Source organism: Pseudomonas sp. UFMG81 (assembly GCF_015354575.1).
Lineage (GTDB): Bacteria > Pseudomonadota > Gammaproteobacteria > Pseudomonadales > Pseudomonadaceae > Aquipseudomonas.
In genome coordinates this window covers 18468-34618 of the sequence record NZ_JACAFQ010000006.1, presented here as the reverse complement: position 1 = coordinate 34618, position 16151 = coordinate 18468, and the positions used below count along the sequence as shown (strand labels likewise).

Genomic DNA, 16151 nt, shown 5'->3' with positions numbered 1-16151 from the left:
CGTCAGGCGATGGCCATGCGCAGTGGGTTGTGGTGGCTGGGACGTAGCGACACCAAGGCCAGGGCCGCCAGCCACAGCATCGAAACGCCATAGTTGAGGCGCTGATACAGGCCGAACAGCTGCCCGCTTTCGGCCGCCCGTGCCATCAGAAGTACCGTGACCACCGCCAGCACGGTGCACAACAACGACCACCAGGCCAGGCCGCGCGAGCGGGCCAGACGCTGGCCGAGGCCGATCCACAGCACGCTGGCCAACGTCAACGAGAGAAACATCAGTAGCCCGCTGAGGTTGTGCAACTGCTGGGAAAGCGAAGGCGTCACCGGCGCACAGCCCGCATCACAGGTAAACCAACCGGTGCCCAGGCTACCCACAGCATGCAGCAGGATCAGCAGCGCGCTCAGCTGCGCCAGCCTGGATTGCCGCCAACGTCGCGCCACGCCCCAGGCGAACAAGGCAAAAAGCAGGGCCAGAGGGAAGTTGTTGATCCATGGCGAGAGCGTGTGGGTGGGTGCGTCAACCGCGCCAAGCTGGCTCATGGCCTGTTGCAGATGGCTGTAGCCGGGGTAGGCCTGGGCGGTCAGCATGACGCCGATCAGCAACCAGAACGGGATCAGCAGGCCGCTGGCGAGCAGCAGGCGATCGAATATCTTCATGCGGGTTCCTTCCTTGGTGGGCATGGGGGAGCGCGCAGCCTAGCGCCATGGCAAGGCAGTTCGCCAGCATTCGATGGCGGCCAATCGCCTGCTGGCGCGCCATGACGGATGAAATCCCCTGCGTATGTATGTGATCGTACAACTGCTTGCGCTATCATCACGCATGTCTTTCACAACATGATGTCCAAGGCATGACAGAGCAGCAGGTACAGCCGCGCGCCCGGCGCAAGCCGCGCAGTCTGGCGCAGGAACTGGTCACGGTGCTGACCGAGCGCATTCGCAGCGGTCAGCTCAAGCGTGGCGACAAGCTTCCGACCGAATCGCAGATCATGGCCGAAGAGGGGGTCAGCCGTACCGTGGTGCGCGAGGCCATCTCGCGGTTGCAGGCTGCGGGCCAGGTCGAGACCCGCCACGGCATCGGCACCTTCGTACTGGATGCGCCGAGCGCGGCGGGTTTTCGTATCGACCCGGCAACCATCGTCACCCTGCGCGAAGTGCTGGCAGTGCTGGAGTTGCGCATCGCCCTGGAGATCGAGTCCGCCGGGTTGGCCGCACAGCGGCGCAGCGACGAGGAACTGGCTGGCATGCGCGCCGCGCTGGACGAACTGAACGAAGGTGCGGCGCACGCCTCGGATGCGGTGTCGGCGGACTTCCAATTCCACCTGCGTATCGCCCAGGCCAGCGGCAACCACTATTTCGCCGACATCATCAATCACCTGGGCACCAGCATCATTCCGCGTACGCGGCTCAATTCGGCGCGCCTGGCCCATGACGACCAGGCTCACTACATGGGCCGGCTGATGCACGAGCATGAGGCGATCTACGAGGCGATTGCACGACATGACAGCGAGGGGGCGAAGATGGCCATGCGCCTGCACCTGAGCAACAGCCGCGAACGCCTGCGCCAGGCGCATGAGGCGGCCGAGGCGCAGGGCGCCTGAGTTCGAGTGCTGTAGGAGCGGCCTTGCCGGGGCGCCGGACCGGTCGGAAAGGGGTGCGCAGCGCCCCCAGGTTCTCGAGTGCGCCCAAGATCGCCGGGGCCGCTCTGCGGCCCTTTCGCGACACAAGGCCGCTCCTACAGGTGACGTGCAAACTTCAGGGTGGGGCAAGTCCGCTCCCACAAACATTACCTTGCATCCAGCAAAAGCCCCGCGAATGCGGGGCTTTTTCATGTCGCGTGGCAATCAGATTGCCGCATCGCTCCATTGGCCGTTCACCAAGCGCTTGAGCCCCAGCGGGTTGCCATCACGCAGCGCCTCCGGCAGCAGCGCCTGCGGGTAGTTCTGGTAGCACACCGGGCGCAGGAAGCGGTCGATGGCCAAGGTGCCCACCGAGGTGCCGCGCGCATCGGAGGTGGCCGGATACGGCCCGCCATGCACCATGGCATCGCACACCTCGACCCCAGTGGGGTAGCCGTTGACCAGGATCCGCCCGACTTTCTCTTCCAGCAGCGGCACCAGCCAGGCGAAGGCCTCGAAGTCTTCCGGCTCGCCGATCAGGGTGGCGGTCAGTTGGCCGCGCAGGCCGAGCAGGGCGGCGCGCAGCTGCGCGTTGTCGTTGACCTCGACAGCGACGGTGGCCGGGCCGAACACTTCTTCCTGCAGCAACGGGTCGGCGTTCACCAGCAGGCTGGCGTCGGCCTTGAACAGCTGGGCACGGGCCTGGTTGCCCTGTTGCGCCTGGCCGGCCAGGTGCTCGATCCCCGCATGGGCACCCAGGTGCTCAAGGCCGCCGACGTAGCTGCGCAGGCCACCGGCATTGAGCATGGTCTGCCCGGCCTGCTGGTCCAGGTGCTGACCCAGTTCACCCAGCAACTGGGTGAAGGCGGGTGATTGCAGGCCGATGACCATGCCCGGGTTGGTGCAGAACTGCCCGGCGCCCAGGCACACGGAGCCGGCCAGCTCACGGGCAATGGCTTCACCACGCTTGGCCAGGGCGCCCGGCAGGACGATCACCGGGTTGATGCTGGACATCTCGGCGAACACCGGGATCGGCTGCGGGCGCTCGGCGGCCATGCGGCACAGGGCGTCGCCGCCCTTGAGCGAACCGGTGAAACCGACCGCCTGGATGGCCGGGTGCTTGACCAGCCATTCGCCCACGCCACCGCCAAACACCATGTTGAACACGCCCTTGGGCATACCGGTACGCTCGGCGGCGCGCACGATCGCGCAACCGACCAGGTCGGCGGTGGCCATGTGGCCGCTGTGGGCCTTGAACACCACCGGGCAGCCAGCGGCCAGGGCGGCGGCGGTGTCGCCACCTGCGGTGGAGAAGGCCAGCGGGAAGTTGCTGGCGCCGAACACCGCCACCGGGCCTACGCCGATGCGCATCTGGCGGATGTCCACCCGCGGCAGGGGCTGGCGCTCGGGCAGGGCCAGGTCGATGCGTGCGCCCAGGTAGTCACCACGGCGCAGTACCTGGGCGAACAGGCGCATCTGGCCGCTGGTGCGGCCGCGCTCGCCCTGGATGCGCGCGGCGGGCAGGGCGGTTTCGCGGCAGACGATGGCCACGAAGCTGTCGTCCAGCTCATCCAGTTCGGCGGCGATGGCGTCGAGGAATTCGGCGCGGCGGGCCGGGGGCAGCTGACGGAACTCGGCGAAGGCGGCAGCGGCGGCCTGGGCGGCCTGGTCGACTTCGCTTTCGGTGGCTTGGGTGAAGCTGTAGGGCAGGGTTTCGCCGGTGCTGGCGTCCAGGCTGTGCAGGCGCTGGGTACCTGCGGCGCTGCGCTGGCCTGCGATGAAGTTATGGCCGAGGATCTCAGGCATTGGAAGTGCTCCTGTCGGGGGAATTGGGTGTGGGGCCTGGGGGCGCTTTGCGCCCCTTTCGCGACACAAGGCCGCTCCTACAGGGGACCGCGCAGGCCTGTAGGAGCGGCCTTGTGTCGCGAAAGGGCTGCGCAGCAGCCCCAGGATTCATCAGGTAATCGGTGCCGGGTTGAACAGGGTGATGTCGTTGTGCAGCCCGTGCTGCTCGGCCCAGGTCTGCTTGCGGCCGCTGGCTACGTCCAGGTAGTAGCGGAACAGCTCCCAGCCCAGCTCTTCGATGGTCGAGCGGCCGGTGGCAATGCGCCCGGCGTCGATGTCGATCAGGTCCGGCCAGCGCTGGGCCAGCTCAGTACGGGTGCACACTTTCACCACTGGCGCCATGGCCAGGCCGTACGGCGTGCCGCGCCCGGTGGTGAACACGTGCAGGTTCATCCCAGCCGCCAGCTGCAAGGTGCCGCAGACGAAGTCGCTGGCGGGGGTGGCGCAGAAGATCAAACCCTTGCGTGAGACGCGCTCGCCTGGCCCGACCACACCCTGGATGGCGCCGCTGCCGGACTTGACGATCGAACCCAGGGATTTTTCGACGATGTTCGACAGCCCGCCCTTCTTGTTGCCGGGCGTGGTATTGGCGCTACGGTCGGCGGCGCCCTGTTGCAGGTAGCGGTCGTACCAGTCCATCTCGCGCACCAGCGCGTCGGCCACCTCGGGGGTTTCGGCGCGGGAGGTGAGCATGTAGATGGCATCGCGCACTTCGGTCACTTCCGAAAACAGCACGGTGGCGCCGGCACGCACCAGCAGGTCGGCGGCGTAGCCCAGTGCCGGGTTGGCGGTGATGCCGGAAAAGGCGTCACTGCCGCCGCACTGCATGCCGAGGGTCAGCTCGCTGGCCGGTACGGTCTCGCGGCGGCGCTGGTCGAGTTTTTTCAGGCGGGTTTCGGCCAGTTGCATGATCTGCTCGATCATCTCGACGAAGCCCAGCGAGGCGTCCTGCAGGCGGTACAGCCACGGCTCGCTCAGGTCCACCGACGGGTCGCCCTCGTGCATCACCTGGCCGGCCTGGAGCTTTTCGCAGCCCAGGCTGATCACCAGCGCTTCGCCGCCCAGGTTGGGGTTGCGCGCCAGGTTGCGCACGGTGCGGATCGGGATGTAGGCATCGCGAGCGTTGATCGCCACACCGCAGCCATAGCTGTGGGTGAGGGCGACCACGTCGTCGACGTTGGGGTATTTGGGCAGCAGTTCGGCGCGGATGCGCTTGACCGCATGGTCGAGCACGCCGGTCACGCACTGCACGGTGGTGGTGATGCCGAGGATGTTGCGGGTGCCGACGGTGCCGTCGGCGTTGCGATAGCCCTCGAAGGTGAAGCCTTCGAGCGGCGGCAGGGCGGCGGGCACGGCGTCGCAGCGCGGCAGGCTGTCGAGCTCGGGCGCGGCCGGCATGTCCAGCTGATCTTCCTTGACCCAGCTGCCTTGCTGCAGCAATTCGCGGGCATAGCCGATGACCTGGCCGTAGCGGCGTACCGGGTCGCCTTGCTGGATATCGACCGTGGCGACCTTGTGGCTCTGCGGCACGCCTTCGATCAGGGTGAGGCCATCGGCGAAACGAGCGCCTTCGCCCAGGCCGCCGTCGTTGACCACCACCACGACGTTGTCGTCATCGTGCAGGCGGACGTAGCGGGGCGATTCGGAGTGTTCGATCAACTGCATGGTCAGGCCCTTCTTGTCTTTGCTCTCAGGCTTTGAAACTGCCGCCGGCACCTGGGTGCCGGCGTCTTTCACTTACTGGCGCGAACCTGCCAGCTCAGCGCTCGGTGCGGGTTGCGGCTTTGGGCCGTCCTTGAGCTCGATGCGCTTGATCGGGCCGACGATCACCAGGTAGCTGAACACCGCCACCAGGGCGTTGGCGCCCACGTACACCAGGGCCCACTTGAACGAGCCGGTGGCGCTGATGATGTAGCCGATGACGATCGGCGTGGTGATCGAGGCGATGTTGCCGAAGGTGTTGAACAGGCCACCCGACAGCCCGGCGATCTGCTTGGGCGAGGTGTCGGCCACCACGGCCCAGCCCAGCGCACCGATGCCCTTGCCGAAGAAGGCCAGGGTCATGAAGCCCACCACCATCCACTCGGCGTCGACGTAGTTGCAGAACACCATGGTGGTGGACAGCAGCAGGCCGCAGACGATCGGCAGCTTGCGCGAGAAGGTCAGCGAATTGCCGCGGCGCAGCAGCCAATCCGACAGCACGCCACCGAGCACGCCGCCGATGAAGCCGCACACCGCCGGCAACGAGGCGATGAAACCCGCCTTGAGGATGGTCATGCCACGTTCCTGCACCAGGTACACCGGGAACCAGGTGAGGAAGAAGTAGGTGATGGCATTGATGCAGTACTGGCCCAGGTACACGCCCAGCAGCATGCGGCTGGTCAGCAGTTGCTTGATGTAGCCCCATTTCGGGCCGTCGCTGCCGCGCTTCTGGTCCATGTCCACCAGGCCGCCGTTCTGCTCGATGTGCTCAAGTTCACTGGCGCTGATGCGGGGGTGCTGGCGGGGGTTGTAGATGGTCTTCAGCCACACCGCCGAGAACACGATGCCCAGCGCGCCCATGACCACGAACACATGTTCCCAGCCGAAGCTGAAGACGATCCAGCCCATGATCGGGGCGAACAGTGCGGTGGCGAAGTACTGCGCCGAGTTGAAGATCGCCGAGGCGGTGCCGCGCTCCTGGGTGGGGAACCAGGCCGCGACGATGCGTGCGTTGCCGGGGAACGACGGGGCTTCGGCGAAGCCGACCAGAAAACGCAGGGTGAACAGGGTCACCACCGCCCAGGCCACCGGCAGGCCGCCGACGAAGCCCTGCAGCAGGGTGAACAGCGACCAGGTGAAGATGCTGAAGGCGTAGACGTTCTTCGAACCGAAGCGGTCAAGCAGCCAGCCGCCGGGGATCTGCCCGGCCACGTAGGCCCAGCCGAAAGCGGAGAAAATGTAGCCGAGGGTGACCGCGTCGATGCCCAGGTCCTTCTGCAGGCTGGAGCCGGCAATGGCGATGGTGGCGCGGTCGGCGTAGTTGATGGTGGTCACCAGGAACAGCATCAACAGGATCAGGTAGCGCACATGCGTCTTTTTCGTCGCTTGCATGCTGGTTACTCCCACTAGTTATTTTTGTGCGGGGTCGGTTTTGTGTATGGGCGCCAGGGCAGGGCGCGGGGCCGCACTGCGGCCTATCGCCGACAAACCAGCTCCTGCGGGAGCCGGCCTGCCAGCGATCAGGGCTTACAGGGTCTGCGGGCCCATCTTGTCCATCAGCGCGGCGAGCATCTCGTACTCTTGCGCGGTCAGGTCGGTCAGCGGCGTGCGCACCGGGCCTGCGTCGTAGCCGGCGATCTTGGCGCCAGCCTTGACGATGCTCACGGCGTAACCGGCCTTGCGGTTGCGGATGTCCAGGTACGGCAGGAAGAAATCGTCGATCAGCTTGGCCACGGTGGCGTGATCGTCACGGGCGATGGCGTGGTAGAAGTCCATCGCGGTCTTGGGCACGAAGTTGAACACCGCCGAGGAATACACCGGCACGCCGAGGGCCTTGTAGGCGGCAGCATACACCTCGGCGGTGGGCAGGCCACCCAGGTAGCTGAAGCGATCGCCCAGGCGGCGACGGATCGACACCATCAGCTCGATGTCGCCCAGGCCGTCCTTGTAGCCGATCAGGTTCGGGCAGCGCTCGGCGAGTTTTTCCAGCAGGTCGGCATTCAGGCGGCAGACGTTGCGGTTGTAGACGACAACGCCGATGTTGACCGCCTTGCACACCGCCTCGACATGGGCGGCAACACCGTCCTGGCTGGCTTCGGTGAGGTAGTGCGGCAGCAGCAGCAGGCCCTTGGCGCCCAGGCGCTCGGCTTCTTTGGCGTATTCGATGGCCTGGCGGGTCGAGCCGCCGACACCGGCAAGGATCGGTACCGAAGTGGCGCAAGTGTCGACCGCGGTCTTGATCACTTGGCTGTACTCGCTGGCGGCCAGCGAGAAGAACTCACCGGTGCCACCGGCGGCGAACAGCGCGCTGGCGCCGTAAGGGGCCAGCCATTCCAGGCGCTTGATGTACCCGGCCGGGTTGAAGTCGCCCTGTGCGTCGAAGTCGGTGACAGGGAACGACAGCAGGCCGTGGGAGAGGATGGATTGCAGTTCTTGTGGATTCATTGTTATGGGCATCCTGTGGCGCTTGGGGAGAGGTGGTGTACCAAGGTGAGAGATAAGTTATCGTACAACTTGTGCGATGACTAGACCCTGCACGCATAAATTTTCAGGACCGGCATGATCAGGGCAGGCCCGCAAAACGCGGCCATGCACATTCCCTGTAGGAGCGGCCTTGTGCCGCGAAAGGGCCGCAAAGCGGCCCGTGAATGCCTGGGGCTACACAGATGGCTGGGTGGGCTGCCCTGCAGCCCTTTCGCGGCACAAGGCCGCTCCTACAGTGCAGGGGTGCGCCGGACGGGGGAGATAACAGTCGGACAGGGGCAGGCATGCATACGGTTGACTTGGAAGTCATCGTATCTCTTGGGGGCAAGAAAAAACGATCGCGGAGACAGGCACAAGCCCGCCGCCCGCTGCCACGGGAAGTGTTCTGGGACCAGCAGAGGGTGACCGTGGGAAGCGGGGGCGACCTTGCGCCGCCCCGCGATCAAAGCTAACGAAGCTTGGTTGGGTCAGGCAGCCTGGTGGTGCTTGACCTGGGATTTGCGGACCTGGGCACGGCAAGCATCGCCGAAGGCCTGGAAGATCTTGATCGAATCAGGGTTCTTCGCCGCCTGCCATTCCGGGTGCCACTGCACCGCGAACAGGAAGGGCGAAATGCTTGGGGCGTGGATCGCCTCGACCAGGCCGTCTTCGGCATGGGCGATCGGCTCGATGCCAGCACCCAGGTTGCGCAGGCCCTGGCCATGCAGCGAGTTGACGCGGATCTCGTCGGTACCCAGGGTTTCGCGCAGCCAGCTGCCGGGCTTGATCTTCACCCCGTGCACCTGGGCGTACTGCACCTCGACCGGGTCTTCCGGGTTTTCGCGGTGGTCGTTGAAGCCAGGCTCGGCGTAGACCTTCTGGTAGATGTCACCGCCCAGGGCCACGTTGATTTCCTGCATGCCACGGCAGATGCCGAAAATCGGCAGGCCACGCTTGAGGGCCGCCTTGACCAGCGGGATGTCGAACAGGTCGCGGTCCTTGTCCTGGCCTTTGCCGGGGGTCTGGTTGTCCTGGCCGTAGAGGGCTGGGTCAATGTTGCTGCCCGCGCCGGTCAGGTACACGCCGTCGGCCATGTCCAGGTAGGTCTCGAGGTCTTCGATGCCGCAGCAGGTGGGCACCAGAACAGGGACGCAGCCGGAGAACTCGACCAGCGGGTTGATGTATTTGTGGGTCATGACCTGGTAGTCATGGCCTTTGCGCTCTTGGCTGCCCATGGTCATCAGGACGACGGGTTTGCGCAGGGAAGGTTGCTTGTTGCCAATGTTGCTGTTGGACATATGTCACCTTGGGACAGGTCTTGCCTGTCGTTGTTGTGCAGGCGCACGGCTGGGGCCTTGGGTGCAGCCTGTAACCCCGAGCACTGCCGGCTCGTCTTGCAGGCGATACCGGTCGGGGCCTGAGTGATAGCTTGCCAGAGCCGTTCGATATGTCAAACGAGTGGCGCAGGGTCCAGGCGCCGTTTTTCGGGGGCTGTAGCCAGTCCAAGCCTTGGCCGACAAGGGTTTGGCGGGGGTGGAGGTCAATAATATTTAACGACGCAGTTGGATCATTGCAGCGCTGCAATGATCACTCGGCTTGCGCGGTGCGCCGGTAGGCATTTGGGGTGTGCCCGGCGAGGCGCTTGAAGAAGCGCGCGAAGTAGGTGGGGTCGCTGAACCCCAGGCTGTCGGACAGCTGGCCGATGCTCATGCGGGTGTACACCAGGTTGCGCCGGGCCTCCAGCAGCAGGCGCTGGTGCACCACCTGCAAGGCGGTTTGCCCGGCCAGGGCGCGGCACAACTGGTTGAGTTGAAGGCTGGTGATGCCCAGGCGCGCGGCGTAGGCCTCCACCGCCAGGTGCTCGCGGTAGTGCGCCTCGACCAGGCGCAGGTAGTGGCCGAACAGGTGGCGGTCGCGTTCGCCGCGGGTGCGTGGCGCCGGGCCGTGCCCCTGGCGGCTGATCCACACCATCAGCGCGGTGACCAACGCCTGCAACAGCGCCGCCCGCGCTGGCGCGTTGCCCTGGTATTCCTGCTGCAAGGTGTCGATCAGCGCGTGCAGGCGCTGGCGATCCTGCCCCAGCGGGTAGCAGCCAGGCGTGGCCAACACGCTCAAGGGGGCGCCCAGGCGTTGCTCAAGGTCGGCCACCAGCGCCGTGCCGAAGGTCAACACATGGCCCTGGATGTCGGCACTGAAGCGAAAGCCATGCACGGTCAGCGGTGGCACCACCTGGATCGCCGGTTGGCGAATCACGCTGGATTCGCCCTCGATCAGCACCTGCGCCTCGCCGCGCTGTACATAGAGCAACTGGAACAATTCGGCATGGCGGTGCGCCTTGATCTCCCAGTGGTGCAGGCGGCTGCGCGCCGGGATCGACTCGCAGTGCAGCAGGTCGGTGCCGGGCCAGGCGTGGTTTTCGCCGTACAGCTGGAACAGCGGGACGCCGGGGAGGGGGCTGGGCATGGGGCTGCCTTGTCCGTTAATCGAACCGTTTTTGTAAAAGTGCAGTTTTCTCAGCGATTAGCACACTTTTACGGCCTGTGTAGCCCGTAAAAATGCAGGAGGTAACCGTAACAGCACACAGAGACAACAACAATGAAGACTCAGGTTGCAATCATCGGCGCAGGCCCCTCCGGCCTGCTGCTGGGTCAGCTGCTGCATCAGGCTGGCATCGACACCGTAATCGTCGAGCGCCAGACCCCGGACTACGTGCTTGGGCGCATCCGCGCCGGGGTGCTCGAGCAGGGCACCGTCGACCTGCTGCGCGAGGCCGGCGTGGCCGAGCGCATGGACCGCGAAGGGCTGGTCCACGAAGGTGTCGAACTGCTGGTCGGTGGGCGCCGCCAACGTCTGGACCTCAAGGCCCTGACCGGCGGCAAGACCGTCATGGTCTACGGCCAGACCGAAGTCACCCGCGACCTGATGCAGGCCCGCGCGCAGGGCGGGGCGCCGATCATTTACGCGGCCAGCAACGTGCAGCCTCACGCCATCGATGGCGACCAGCCCTACCTGACGTATGAAAAGGACGGCCAGGTGCATCGCGTGGAGTGCGACTACATCGCCGGTTGCGATGGATTCCACGGTGTCGCCCGGCAGAGCATTCCGGCAGGTGTGCTCAAGGAGTACGAGCGGGTCTATCCGTTTGGCTGGCTCGGGCTGTTGGCCGACACCCCGCCGGTCAACCACGAACTGATCTACGCCCATCACGAACGCGGTTTCGTACTGTGCAGCCAGCGCTCGCAGACCCGCAGCCGCTACTACCTGCAAGTGCCGTTGCAGGAGCGGGTGGAGGATTGGCCGGATGAGCGCTTCTGGGGCGAGCTCAAGGCGCGCCTGCCCGAAGAGGTAGCACAGCAGTTGGTCACCGGCCCTGCGCTGGAGAAGAGCATCGCGCCACTGCGCAGCCATGTGGTCGAGCCCATGCAGCATGGCCGGCTGTTCCTGGTCGGCGATGCCGCGCATATCGTCCCGCCCACCGGCGCCAAGGGTTTGAACCTGGCGGCCTCGGACGTCAATTACCTGTACCGGATCCTGGTCAAGGTGTACCGCGAAGGGCGCACCGACCTGCTGGCCCAGTACTCCCCGATGGCCTTGCGCCGGGTGTGGAAGGGTGAGCGCTTCAGCTGGTTCATGACCCAGCTGCTGCATGATTTCGGCGAGCATCAGGATGACTGGGACCGCAAGATGCAGGAGGCGGACCGGGAGTATTTCCTCGGTTCCGAGGCCGGCAGGGTGAACATCGCCGAGAACTACGTGGGGCTGCCGTTCGAGGTGGTGGAGTAAAAGGGGGCGAATTGGCGGAGCCCTTACCCCGGAGGCTTGCGCAAATGTTGTAGGAGCGGCCTTGCCGGGGCGCCGGACCGGTCGGAAAGGGCCGCACAGCGGCCCCAGCAACAGTGGCGGCAACTCGGGAACCTGGAGCCGCTGCGCAGCCCTTTCCGACCGGTCCGGCGCCCCGGCAAGGCCGCTCCTACAGCGAATCAGCGCTCCAGCAACGTCACCATCTCCCCATACCCCCGCTGACGCGCATGTTCCAGCGCAGTCACCCCGTCCTTGTCGGCAATCGCCGGATCCGCCCCGGCCGCCAGCAGCCGGCGCACGATCTCCACATGCCGCGGGCCGCCATCACCGAGGATCACCGCCTCCAGCAGCGCGGTCCAGTGCAGGCGGTTGAGGTGGTTCACGTCCACTCCGGCGTCGATCAGCATCTGCACGGTCTGCACATGCCCGCGTTCGGCTGCCGGGATCAGCGCGGTGCCGCCGTAACGGTTGGTGCTCTTGAGGTCGGCGCCATGGGCGAGGGTCAGGCGCAGGATATCGTCCAGGCCACGGGCGCCGGCATACAGATACGGGCTGTCCTGGATGTTGTCCTTGGCATTGACGTCGGCACCCGCTTCGATCAGCACTTGTGCAGCGGCCACCTGGTTGGCGTGGGTGGCCACCAACAGCGCGGTACGGCCCTGATCGTCGCGGGCTTCGAGGGGCGCGCCGGTATCGATGGCCTGGCGGATGACGGCAACATTGCCCTGGCGTGCGGCATCGAACAGTCGGGCATTCATCGGCGGGCTCTCGGCATGGGCGGCAAGGCTGGCAGACAGGGCCAGCAACAGCGTGGCTATGGGCATTCGCATGATCGTGGTTTCCTCGCAGGACCTGCCCAATCCTAGGCAATTCGCCCCAATGCCAGAAGTGAATGTTCTGGATGCAACCCAGTGGTTTTGCGCATGGTTGCCGGGGTCACAGGGGCATGATAGAAGTCAGGCTCTGCATTCAGAAGTTGAATACCAAGATGTCCACCAGCGTTAAATCGAATAGAGCCCTGTTCGACCTCGACCTGTTGCGCGCCATCGTCGTGGTGGCCGATTGCGGCAGCTTCACCACTGCGGCCGCACGCCTGCACTCCACCCAGTCGACCATCAGCCAAAAGGTCCGCCGCCTTGAAGAGATGGTCGGCCACCGCCTGCTGGTGCGCGGCAATCGTGACGTACTGCCCACCGATGCCGGGCAGACCCTGCTCGGCTACGCCCGCCATATGCTGGCGCTGAACGACCAGATGCTCGAAGCCCTGGCTGGCGCCATGGTCGGGATGACCGTGCGCCTGGGCGTGCCCGAGGATTTCGTTGGCGGGCGCACCACCAATGCCTTGTCGGCGTTCAGCCGGCGCCACCCGCAGGTCAAGCTGGAGGTCACCAGCGGGCTGTGCCGCGACCTCAGCCAGGCCTATGACAACGGCGAGCTTGACCTGGTGCTGCTCAAGCAGCGGCGCAACAGCCGCGAAGGCGTGGCCTGCTGGCCCGAGCGCTTGCAGTGGATCGACAGCGCGCGCATGCCGGCCTTCGAGCTCGACCCGGTGCCGCAGCTTCACCAGCTCCAGCCTCAGCGGCATCCAGGCGGCGGTGGCCGATGGCATGGGTGTCAGCCTGCTGCCGCCACGCGCGGCGAGCCCCGAGCACCGGGTGCTGGGCGCTGAACAGGGGCTGCCGGAGGTGGACAGCTATGAAATCGTCATCGTCCACCGGCCCACGGCGGACGTGATGGTCAAGGCGCTGGCCGAGGTGCTCACCGAGCTGCTGGCGGTGCAGGCGATCTGAGGGGCATGCCTTTCAAGGTGATTGCGTGAGGGGCGCCACGGGTTCGGCGAGCGCTTTGCGGCGCCCATGAGATCGAGNGCCGCCCGCGCGGCGCATCGCTGGCAAGCCAGCTCCCACATCTGTTTCGGGCCAGTTACTCCTGNNCCATCTCCACTGTCCGCCTTGTTTTTACGACGCGGTTTCTGCGTGGACGCTACTGCCGCCCCACATCACTCAAGACATGCATCAAGGCGGACAGTGAAGACCTCACAGACATAATTGGCCCGAAACAGATGTGGGGCGGCGCTCGATCTAAAGAGCACTGCAAAACCATCGACAAGCCTCGGTCAGCAACACCAAAAGTGGTCGATCAGCGAACAGAATGTACCAGCCAGTACAGAAGTGTTGGTCAGCGTCGGCCGTTCTCTTCTAGAATCCGCCCCACGCCCAGGCACCATGCCAGGGCCTGCGCCCGAGGGCCTCATGAGTTCCAGCACGCCACTGTCCGGAGTCAACCAGCCGCTGCGCGGCATCGCCCTGGTGGTACTGGCCACCTTGCTGTTCGCCGGCCACGATGCGTTGTCCAAGTTCCTCGGCGGGCTCTACCCGATCGTCATGGTGGTGTGGGCCCGCTACCTGGTGCACACGCTGCTGATGGCCGGGATCTTCCTGCCCCGGGCAGGGCTGGCCGTGCTGCGCACCCGGCGCCCGCTGTTGCAGACCCTGCGCGCTTTGAGCCTGCTCAGCACCAGCCTGCTGTTCACCGCCGGCCTGCAGTACTTGCCCCTGGCCGAGGCCACTTCGGTCAACTTCCTCGCGCCGGTATTGGTCACCGCCTTGTCGGTGCCGCTGCTCAAGGAGCGGGTCACGGCGGGGCAATGGGCGGCAGTGGTGATGGGCTTTGCCGGGGTGCTGGTGGTGGTGCACCCGGGTGGGGCGATGTTCACCCCGGCCATCCTGTTCCCGTTCGGCTCGGCCCTGGGTTTTTGCTTCTATCAATTGCTGACGCGCAAGCTGGCGGCCCATGACAGCCCGACCACCAGCAACTTCTACGCAGGGCTGTGCAACACCCTGGTGCTGAGCGCGATGGTGCCGTTCTTCTGGCAACTGCCCAGCTGGCCCCACGCGCTGCTGATGCTGGCGCTGGGCGGTTGTGGCATGACCGCGCACCTGTTGTTGACCCAGGCCTTCCGCCTGGCTGCGCCAGCGCTGCTGGCACCGTTCAGCTACTGCCAGATCGTGTTCGCCGGGTTGCTGGGGTTGCTGATCTTCGGCCAGGTGCCAGACGCCACCAGCTTGCTGGGTATCGCGATCATCTGCCTGAGCGGGCTGGGCGCGGCGTGGATGCAACGGCGCGGCTGAGTTTCAGCTGTCGCGCCCCTCATGCTGGCGGCGGTAGGCCCCTGGCTGTACCCCCACCGCCTTGGCGAATGCCCGGGTGAAGGCCGCCACCGACTGATACCCCACCTGCGCGCCCACCTGTTCGACGGTGTTGCCGGCCTTGAGCAGCTGGCTGGCCAGGCGCATGCGCAGGGCCAGCAGCACTTGCCCCGGCGACTGCCCGGCCAGTTCGTTGAAACGCTTGAAGAACGCCGAGCGCGAAAGCCCGGTGCAAGCCGCCATGCTCTCCAGGGTCCAGGCCTGCCCAGGCGCCTCGATCAAGCGCTCCAGCAGCCCGGCGAACGCCGGCTGGCGGGCGAGGGCGACCAGCCCGCCGAGGGGCTGGTCGGCATGCACCTGCTGGCGCAGCACATACAGGAACAACAGGTGGGTCAGGCGTTCGAGCACTACTTGCGAGGGCTGTGGCGCCCGCCGGCATTCGTCCAGGATCAGCCCGAACAGCGCCTGCGCCGCGCTGCCGGAAGGGTCGCTGGCGCGCAGCAGGATCCAGTGGGCCAGACCCTCGACGATCAACGACGACAGCCCCGAATGGAAATGGAAGAAGCCACAGACCAGGCCAACCCCGTCGCCAGCCTCCAGCTCAAGCGCTTGCATGGTCCGCCGGGGTTGGGCGCAAGCGTCGGCGGCGTGCTCGTCGCCGGACAACCGATAGGCCATGTCACGTAACAGAAACACGGCATCGCCACGCTCCAGCTTCACCGCTTGCCCATGGCCTTCGACATGCAGCCAGCACTGACCCTGCACCACCAGGTGGAAACTGGCCCGGCCCATGCCCTGGGTGCTGGCATGCCAGCCGCCACAGTAGCGGCCGACGTGGAACAGGCTGGCATCGAGCTCCAGGCCTTCTAATAACCAATCGACGAGGTGGCTGGATGAAATCATCTAATGCAAGGACTCAAGAGCAAGGAAAGGCGACTGATGAATATGGATGCAACTTCTTATAACCAACAGACTGTAGCGACCTACATCAAAGGAGACCACTCCATGTCCGCGCGCATCACTCTACACAGCCTGCAGACCGCTCCGGAAGCCGCACGTCCATTCCTTGAGAACGCGCAGAAGAACTCGGGCTTCATCCCCAACCTGCTGGGCATCCTGGCCAACGCGCCGGCCGCGCTGGAAACCTATGTCACCGTCTCGGCACTCAACGGCAAGTCCGAGCTGACCCTGGCCGAGCGCGAAGTGGTGCAACTGATTGCCGCCACCCAGCATGGTTGCGACTTCTGCGTCGCCGGTCACACCGCCGTGGCGTTGAACAAGGCCAAGCTGCCCCAGGACGTGGTCGACGCCCTGCGTGCCCGTGGTGAGCTGCCCGATGCCCGCTACGAAACCCTGGCCGCTTTCGCCCGCGAAGTGATCGCCACCCGCGGCAACGTCGGCGATGCCACGTACCAGGCGTTCCGTGACGCTGGTTTCAGCGAAGGCAACGCCCTGGAAGTGATTCTCGGTGTGAGCCTCGCAACCCTGTGCAACTTTGCTAATGTGTTCGCCCAGACGCCGCTCAACGACGAGCTCGGCAAGTACCGCTGGCAGCCTTCGGCCTGATCGAGGCCTGATGC

At 65.6% G+C, this 16151-nt stretch carries 13 protein-coding genes and 1 pseudogene; 5 read left to right on the top strand and 9 right to left on the bottom strand.

Features of this window, described 5'->3' with window-relative positions; translation table 11 throughout:
- Positions 1-2: 2 nt before the first annotated feature.
- Positions 3-653 carry a DUF998 domain-containing protein gene (locus IX761_RS06490; protein WP_194788786.1) on the bottom strand — a complete coding sequence of 217 codons (651 nt, stop codon included), beginning with the start codon at positions 651-653 and terminating at the stop codon, positions 3-5.
- A 191-nt stretch (positions 654-844) separates the two neighbouring features.
- Between IX761_RS06490 and IX761_RS06485 the strand changes: the two genes are divergently transcribed.
- Complete coding sequence (locus tag IX761_RS06485; protein ID WP_194788785.1) at positions 845-1594, top strand: FadR/GntR family transcriptional regulator; 750 nt, start codon at positions 845-847, stop codon at positions 1592-1594.
- Between the two features lie 243 nt (positions 1595-1837).
- Here the strand turns inward: IX761_RS06485 and IX761_RS06480 are convergent, their stop codons facing one another.
- The 6 genes from IX761_RS06480 to IX761_RS06455 form a co-directional block, all read right to left on the bottom strand.
- Positions 1838-3418, bottom strand: a complete 1581-nt coding sequence (locus tag IX761_RS06480; RefSeq protein ID WP_194788784.1) for an aldehyde dehydrogenase (NADP(+)) — start codon at positions 3416-3418, stop codon at positions 1838-1840.
- A 150-nt stretch (positions 3419-3568) separates the two neighbouring features.
- Positions 3569-5122, bottom strand: coding sequence for a galactarate dehydratase (gene garD, locus IX761_RS06475; RefSeq protein WP_194788783.1), 1554 nt, complete (start codon positions 5120-5122; stop codon positions 3569-3571).
- Between the two features lie 72 nt (positions 5123-5194).
- Complete coding sequence (locus tag IX761_RS06470; RefSeq protein ID WP_194788782.1) at positions 5195-6550, bottom strand: MFS transporter; 1356 nt, start codon at positions 6548-6550, stop codon at positions 5195-5197.
- Positions 6551-6685: 135 nt separating this feature from the next.
- Complete coding sequence (gene kdgD / locus IX761_RS06465) at positions 6686-7603, bottom strand: 5-dehydro-4-deoxyglucarate dehydratase (protein ID WP_194788781.1); 918 nt, start codon at positions 7601-7603, stop codon at positions 6686-6688.
- 506 nt (positions 7604-8109) lie between these two features.
- Positions 8110-8919 carry a gamma-glutamyl-gamma-aminobutyrate hydrolase family protein gene (locus IX761_RS06460; RefSeq protein ID WP_194788780.1) on the bottom strand — a complete coding sequence of 270 codons (810 nt, stop codon included), beginning with the start codon at positions 8917-8919 and terminating at the stop codon, positions 8110-8112.
- A gap of 289 nt (positions 8920-9208) precedes the next feature.
- Positions 9209-10084: a helix-turn-helix domain-containing protein gene (locus IX761_RS06455; RefSeq protein WP_194788779.1), complete on the bottom strand. Its 876-nt coding sequence runs from the start codon at positions 10082-10084 to the stop codon at positions 9209-9211.
- Positions 10085-10216: 132 nt separating this feature from the next.
- Between IX761_RS06455 and pobA the strand changes: the two genes are divergently transcribed.
- Entirely contained in the window at positions 10217-11404 is a 1188-nt protein-coding gene (gene pobA, locus IX761_RS06450) for a 4-hydroxybenzoate 3-monooxygenase (RefSeq protein WP_194788778.1), read from the top strand.
- 197 nt (positions 11405-11601) lie between these two features.
- On the opposite strand, the gene IX761_RS06445 is transcribed toward pobA, so the two are convergent.
- Positions 11602-12252 carry an ankyrin repeat domain-containing protein gene (locus IX761_RS06445; RefSeq protein WP_194788777.1) on the bottom strand — a complete coding sequence of 217 codons (651 nt, stop codon included), beginning with the start codon at positions 12250-12252 and terminating at the stop codon, positions 11602-11604.
- 62 nt (positions 12253-12314) lie between these two features.
- Here IX761_RS06445 and IX761_RS06440 point away from each other — a divergent pair.
- Positions 12315-13212: pseudogene (locus IX761_RS06440) on the top strand (LysR family transcriptional regulator).
- Positions 13213-13674: 462 nt separating this feature from the next.
- The gene (locus tag IX761_RS06435) at positions 13675-14553 is read left to right on the top strand and encodes a DMT family transporter (protein ID WP_194788776.1); all 879 of its coding nucleotides are present in this window, start codon (positions 13675-13677) and stop codon (positions 14551-14553) included.
- Positions 14554-14556: 3 nt separating this feature from the next.
- Here IX761_RS06435 and IX761_RS06430 read toward each other — a convergent pair whose 3' ends face one another.
- Positions 14557-15474, bottom strand: a complete 918-nt coding sequence (locus IX761_RS06430; protein ID WP_194788775.1) for an AraC family transcriptional regulator — start codon at positions 15472-15474, stop codon at positions 14557-14559.
- Positions 15475-15576: 102 nt separating this feature from the next.
- On the opposite strand from IX761_RS06430, the gene IX761_RS06425 reads away from it, so the two are divergent.
- The gene (locus IX761_RS06425) at positions 15577-16137 is read left to right on the top strand and encodes a carboxymuconolactone decarboxylase family protein (RefSeq protein WP_194788774.1); all 561 of its coding nucleotides are present in this window, start codon (positions 15577-15579) and stop codon (positions 16135-16137) included.
- Positions 16138-16151 lie beyond the last annotated feature (14 nt).

Coding starts and splice junctions, on each gene's coding strand:
- IX761_RS06490 (WP_194788786.1), bottom strand. CDS start 653: ATGAAGATATTCGATCGCCTGCTGCTCGCCAGCGGCCTGCTGATCCCG.
- IX761_RS06480 (WP_194788784.1), bottom strand. CDS start 3,418: ATGCCTGAGATCCTCGGCCATAACTTCATCGCAGGCCAGCGCAGCGCC.
- IX761_RS06430 (WP_194788775.1), bottom strand. CDS start 15,474: ATGATTTCATCCAGCCACCTCGTCGATTGGTTATTAGAAGGCCTGGAG.
- kdgD (WP_194788781.1), bottom strand. CDS start 7,603: ATGAATCCACAAGAACTGCAATCCATCCTCTCCCACGGCCTGCTGTCG.
- pobA (WP_194788778.1), top strand. CDS start 10,217: ATGAAGACTCAGGTTGCAATCATCGGCGCAGGCCCCTCCGGCCTGCTG.
- IX761_RS06460 (WP_194788780.1), bottom strand. CDS start 8,919: ATGTCCAACAGCAACATTGGCAACAAGCAACCTTCCCTGCGCAAACCC.
- IX761_RS06445 (WP_194788777.1), bottom strand. CDS start 12,252: ATGCGAATGCCCATAGCCACGCTGTTGCTGGCCCTGTCTGCCAGCCTT.
- IX761_RS06425 (WP_194788774.1), top strand. CDS start 15,577: ATGTCCGCGCGCATCACTCTACACAGCCTGCAGACCGCTCCGGAAGCC.
- IX761_RS06470 (WP_194788782.1), bottom strand. CDS start 6,550: ATGCAAGCGACGAAAAAGACGCATGTGCGCTACCTGATCCTGTTGATG.
- IX761_RS06455 (WP_194788779.1), bottom strand. CDS start 10,084: ATGCCCAGCCCCCTCCCCGGCGTCCCGCTGTTCCAGCTGTACGGCGAA.
- IX761_RS06435 (WP_194788776.1), top strand. CDS start 13,675: ATGAGTTCCAGCACGCCACTGTCCGGAGTCAACCAGCCGCTGCGCGGC.
- IX761_RS06485 (WP_194788785.1), top strand. CDS start 845: ATGACAGAGCAGCAGGTACAGCCGCGCGCCCGGCGCAAGCCGCGCAGT.
- garD (WP_194788783.1), bottom strand. CDS start 5,122: ATGCAGTTGATCGAACACTCCGAATCGCCCCGCTACGTCCGCCTGCAC.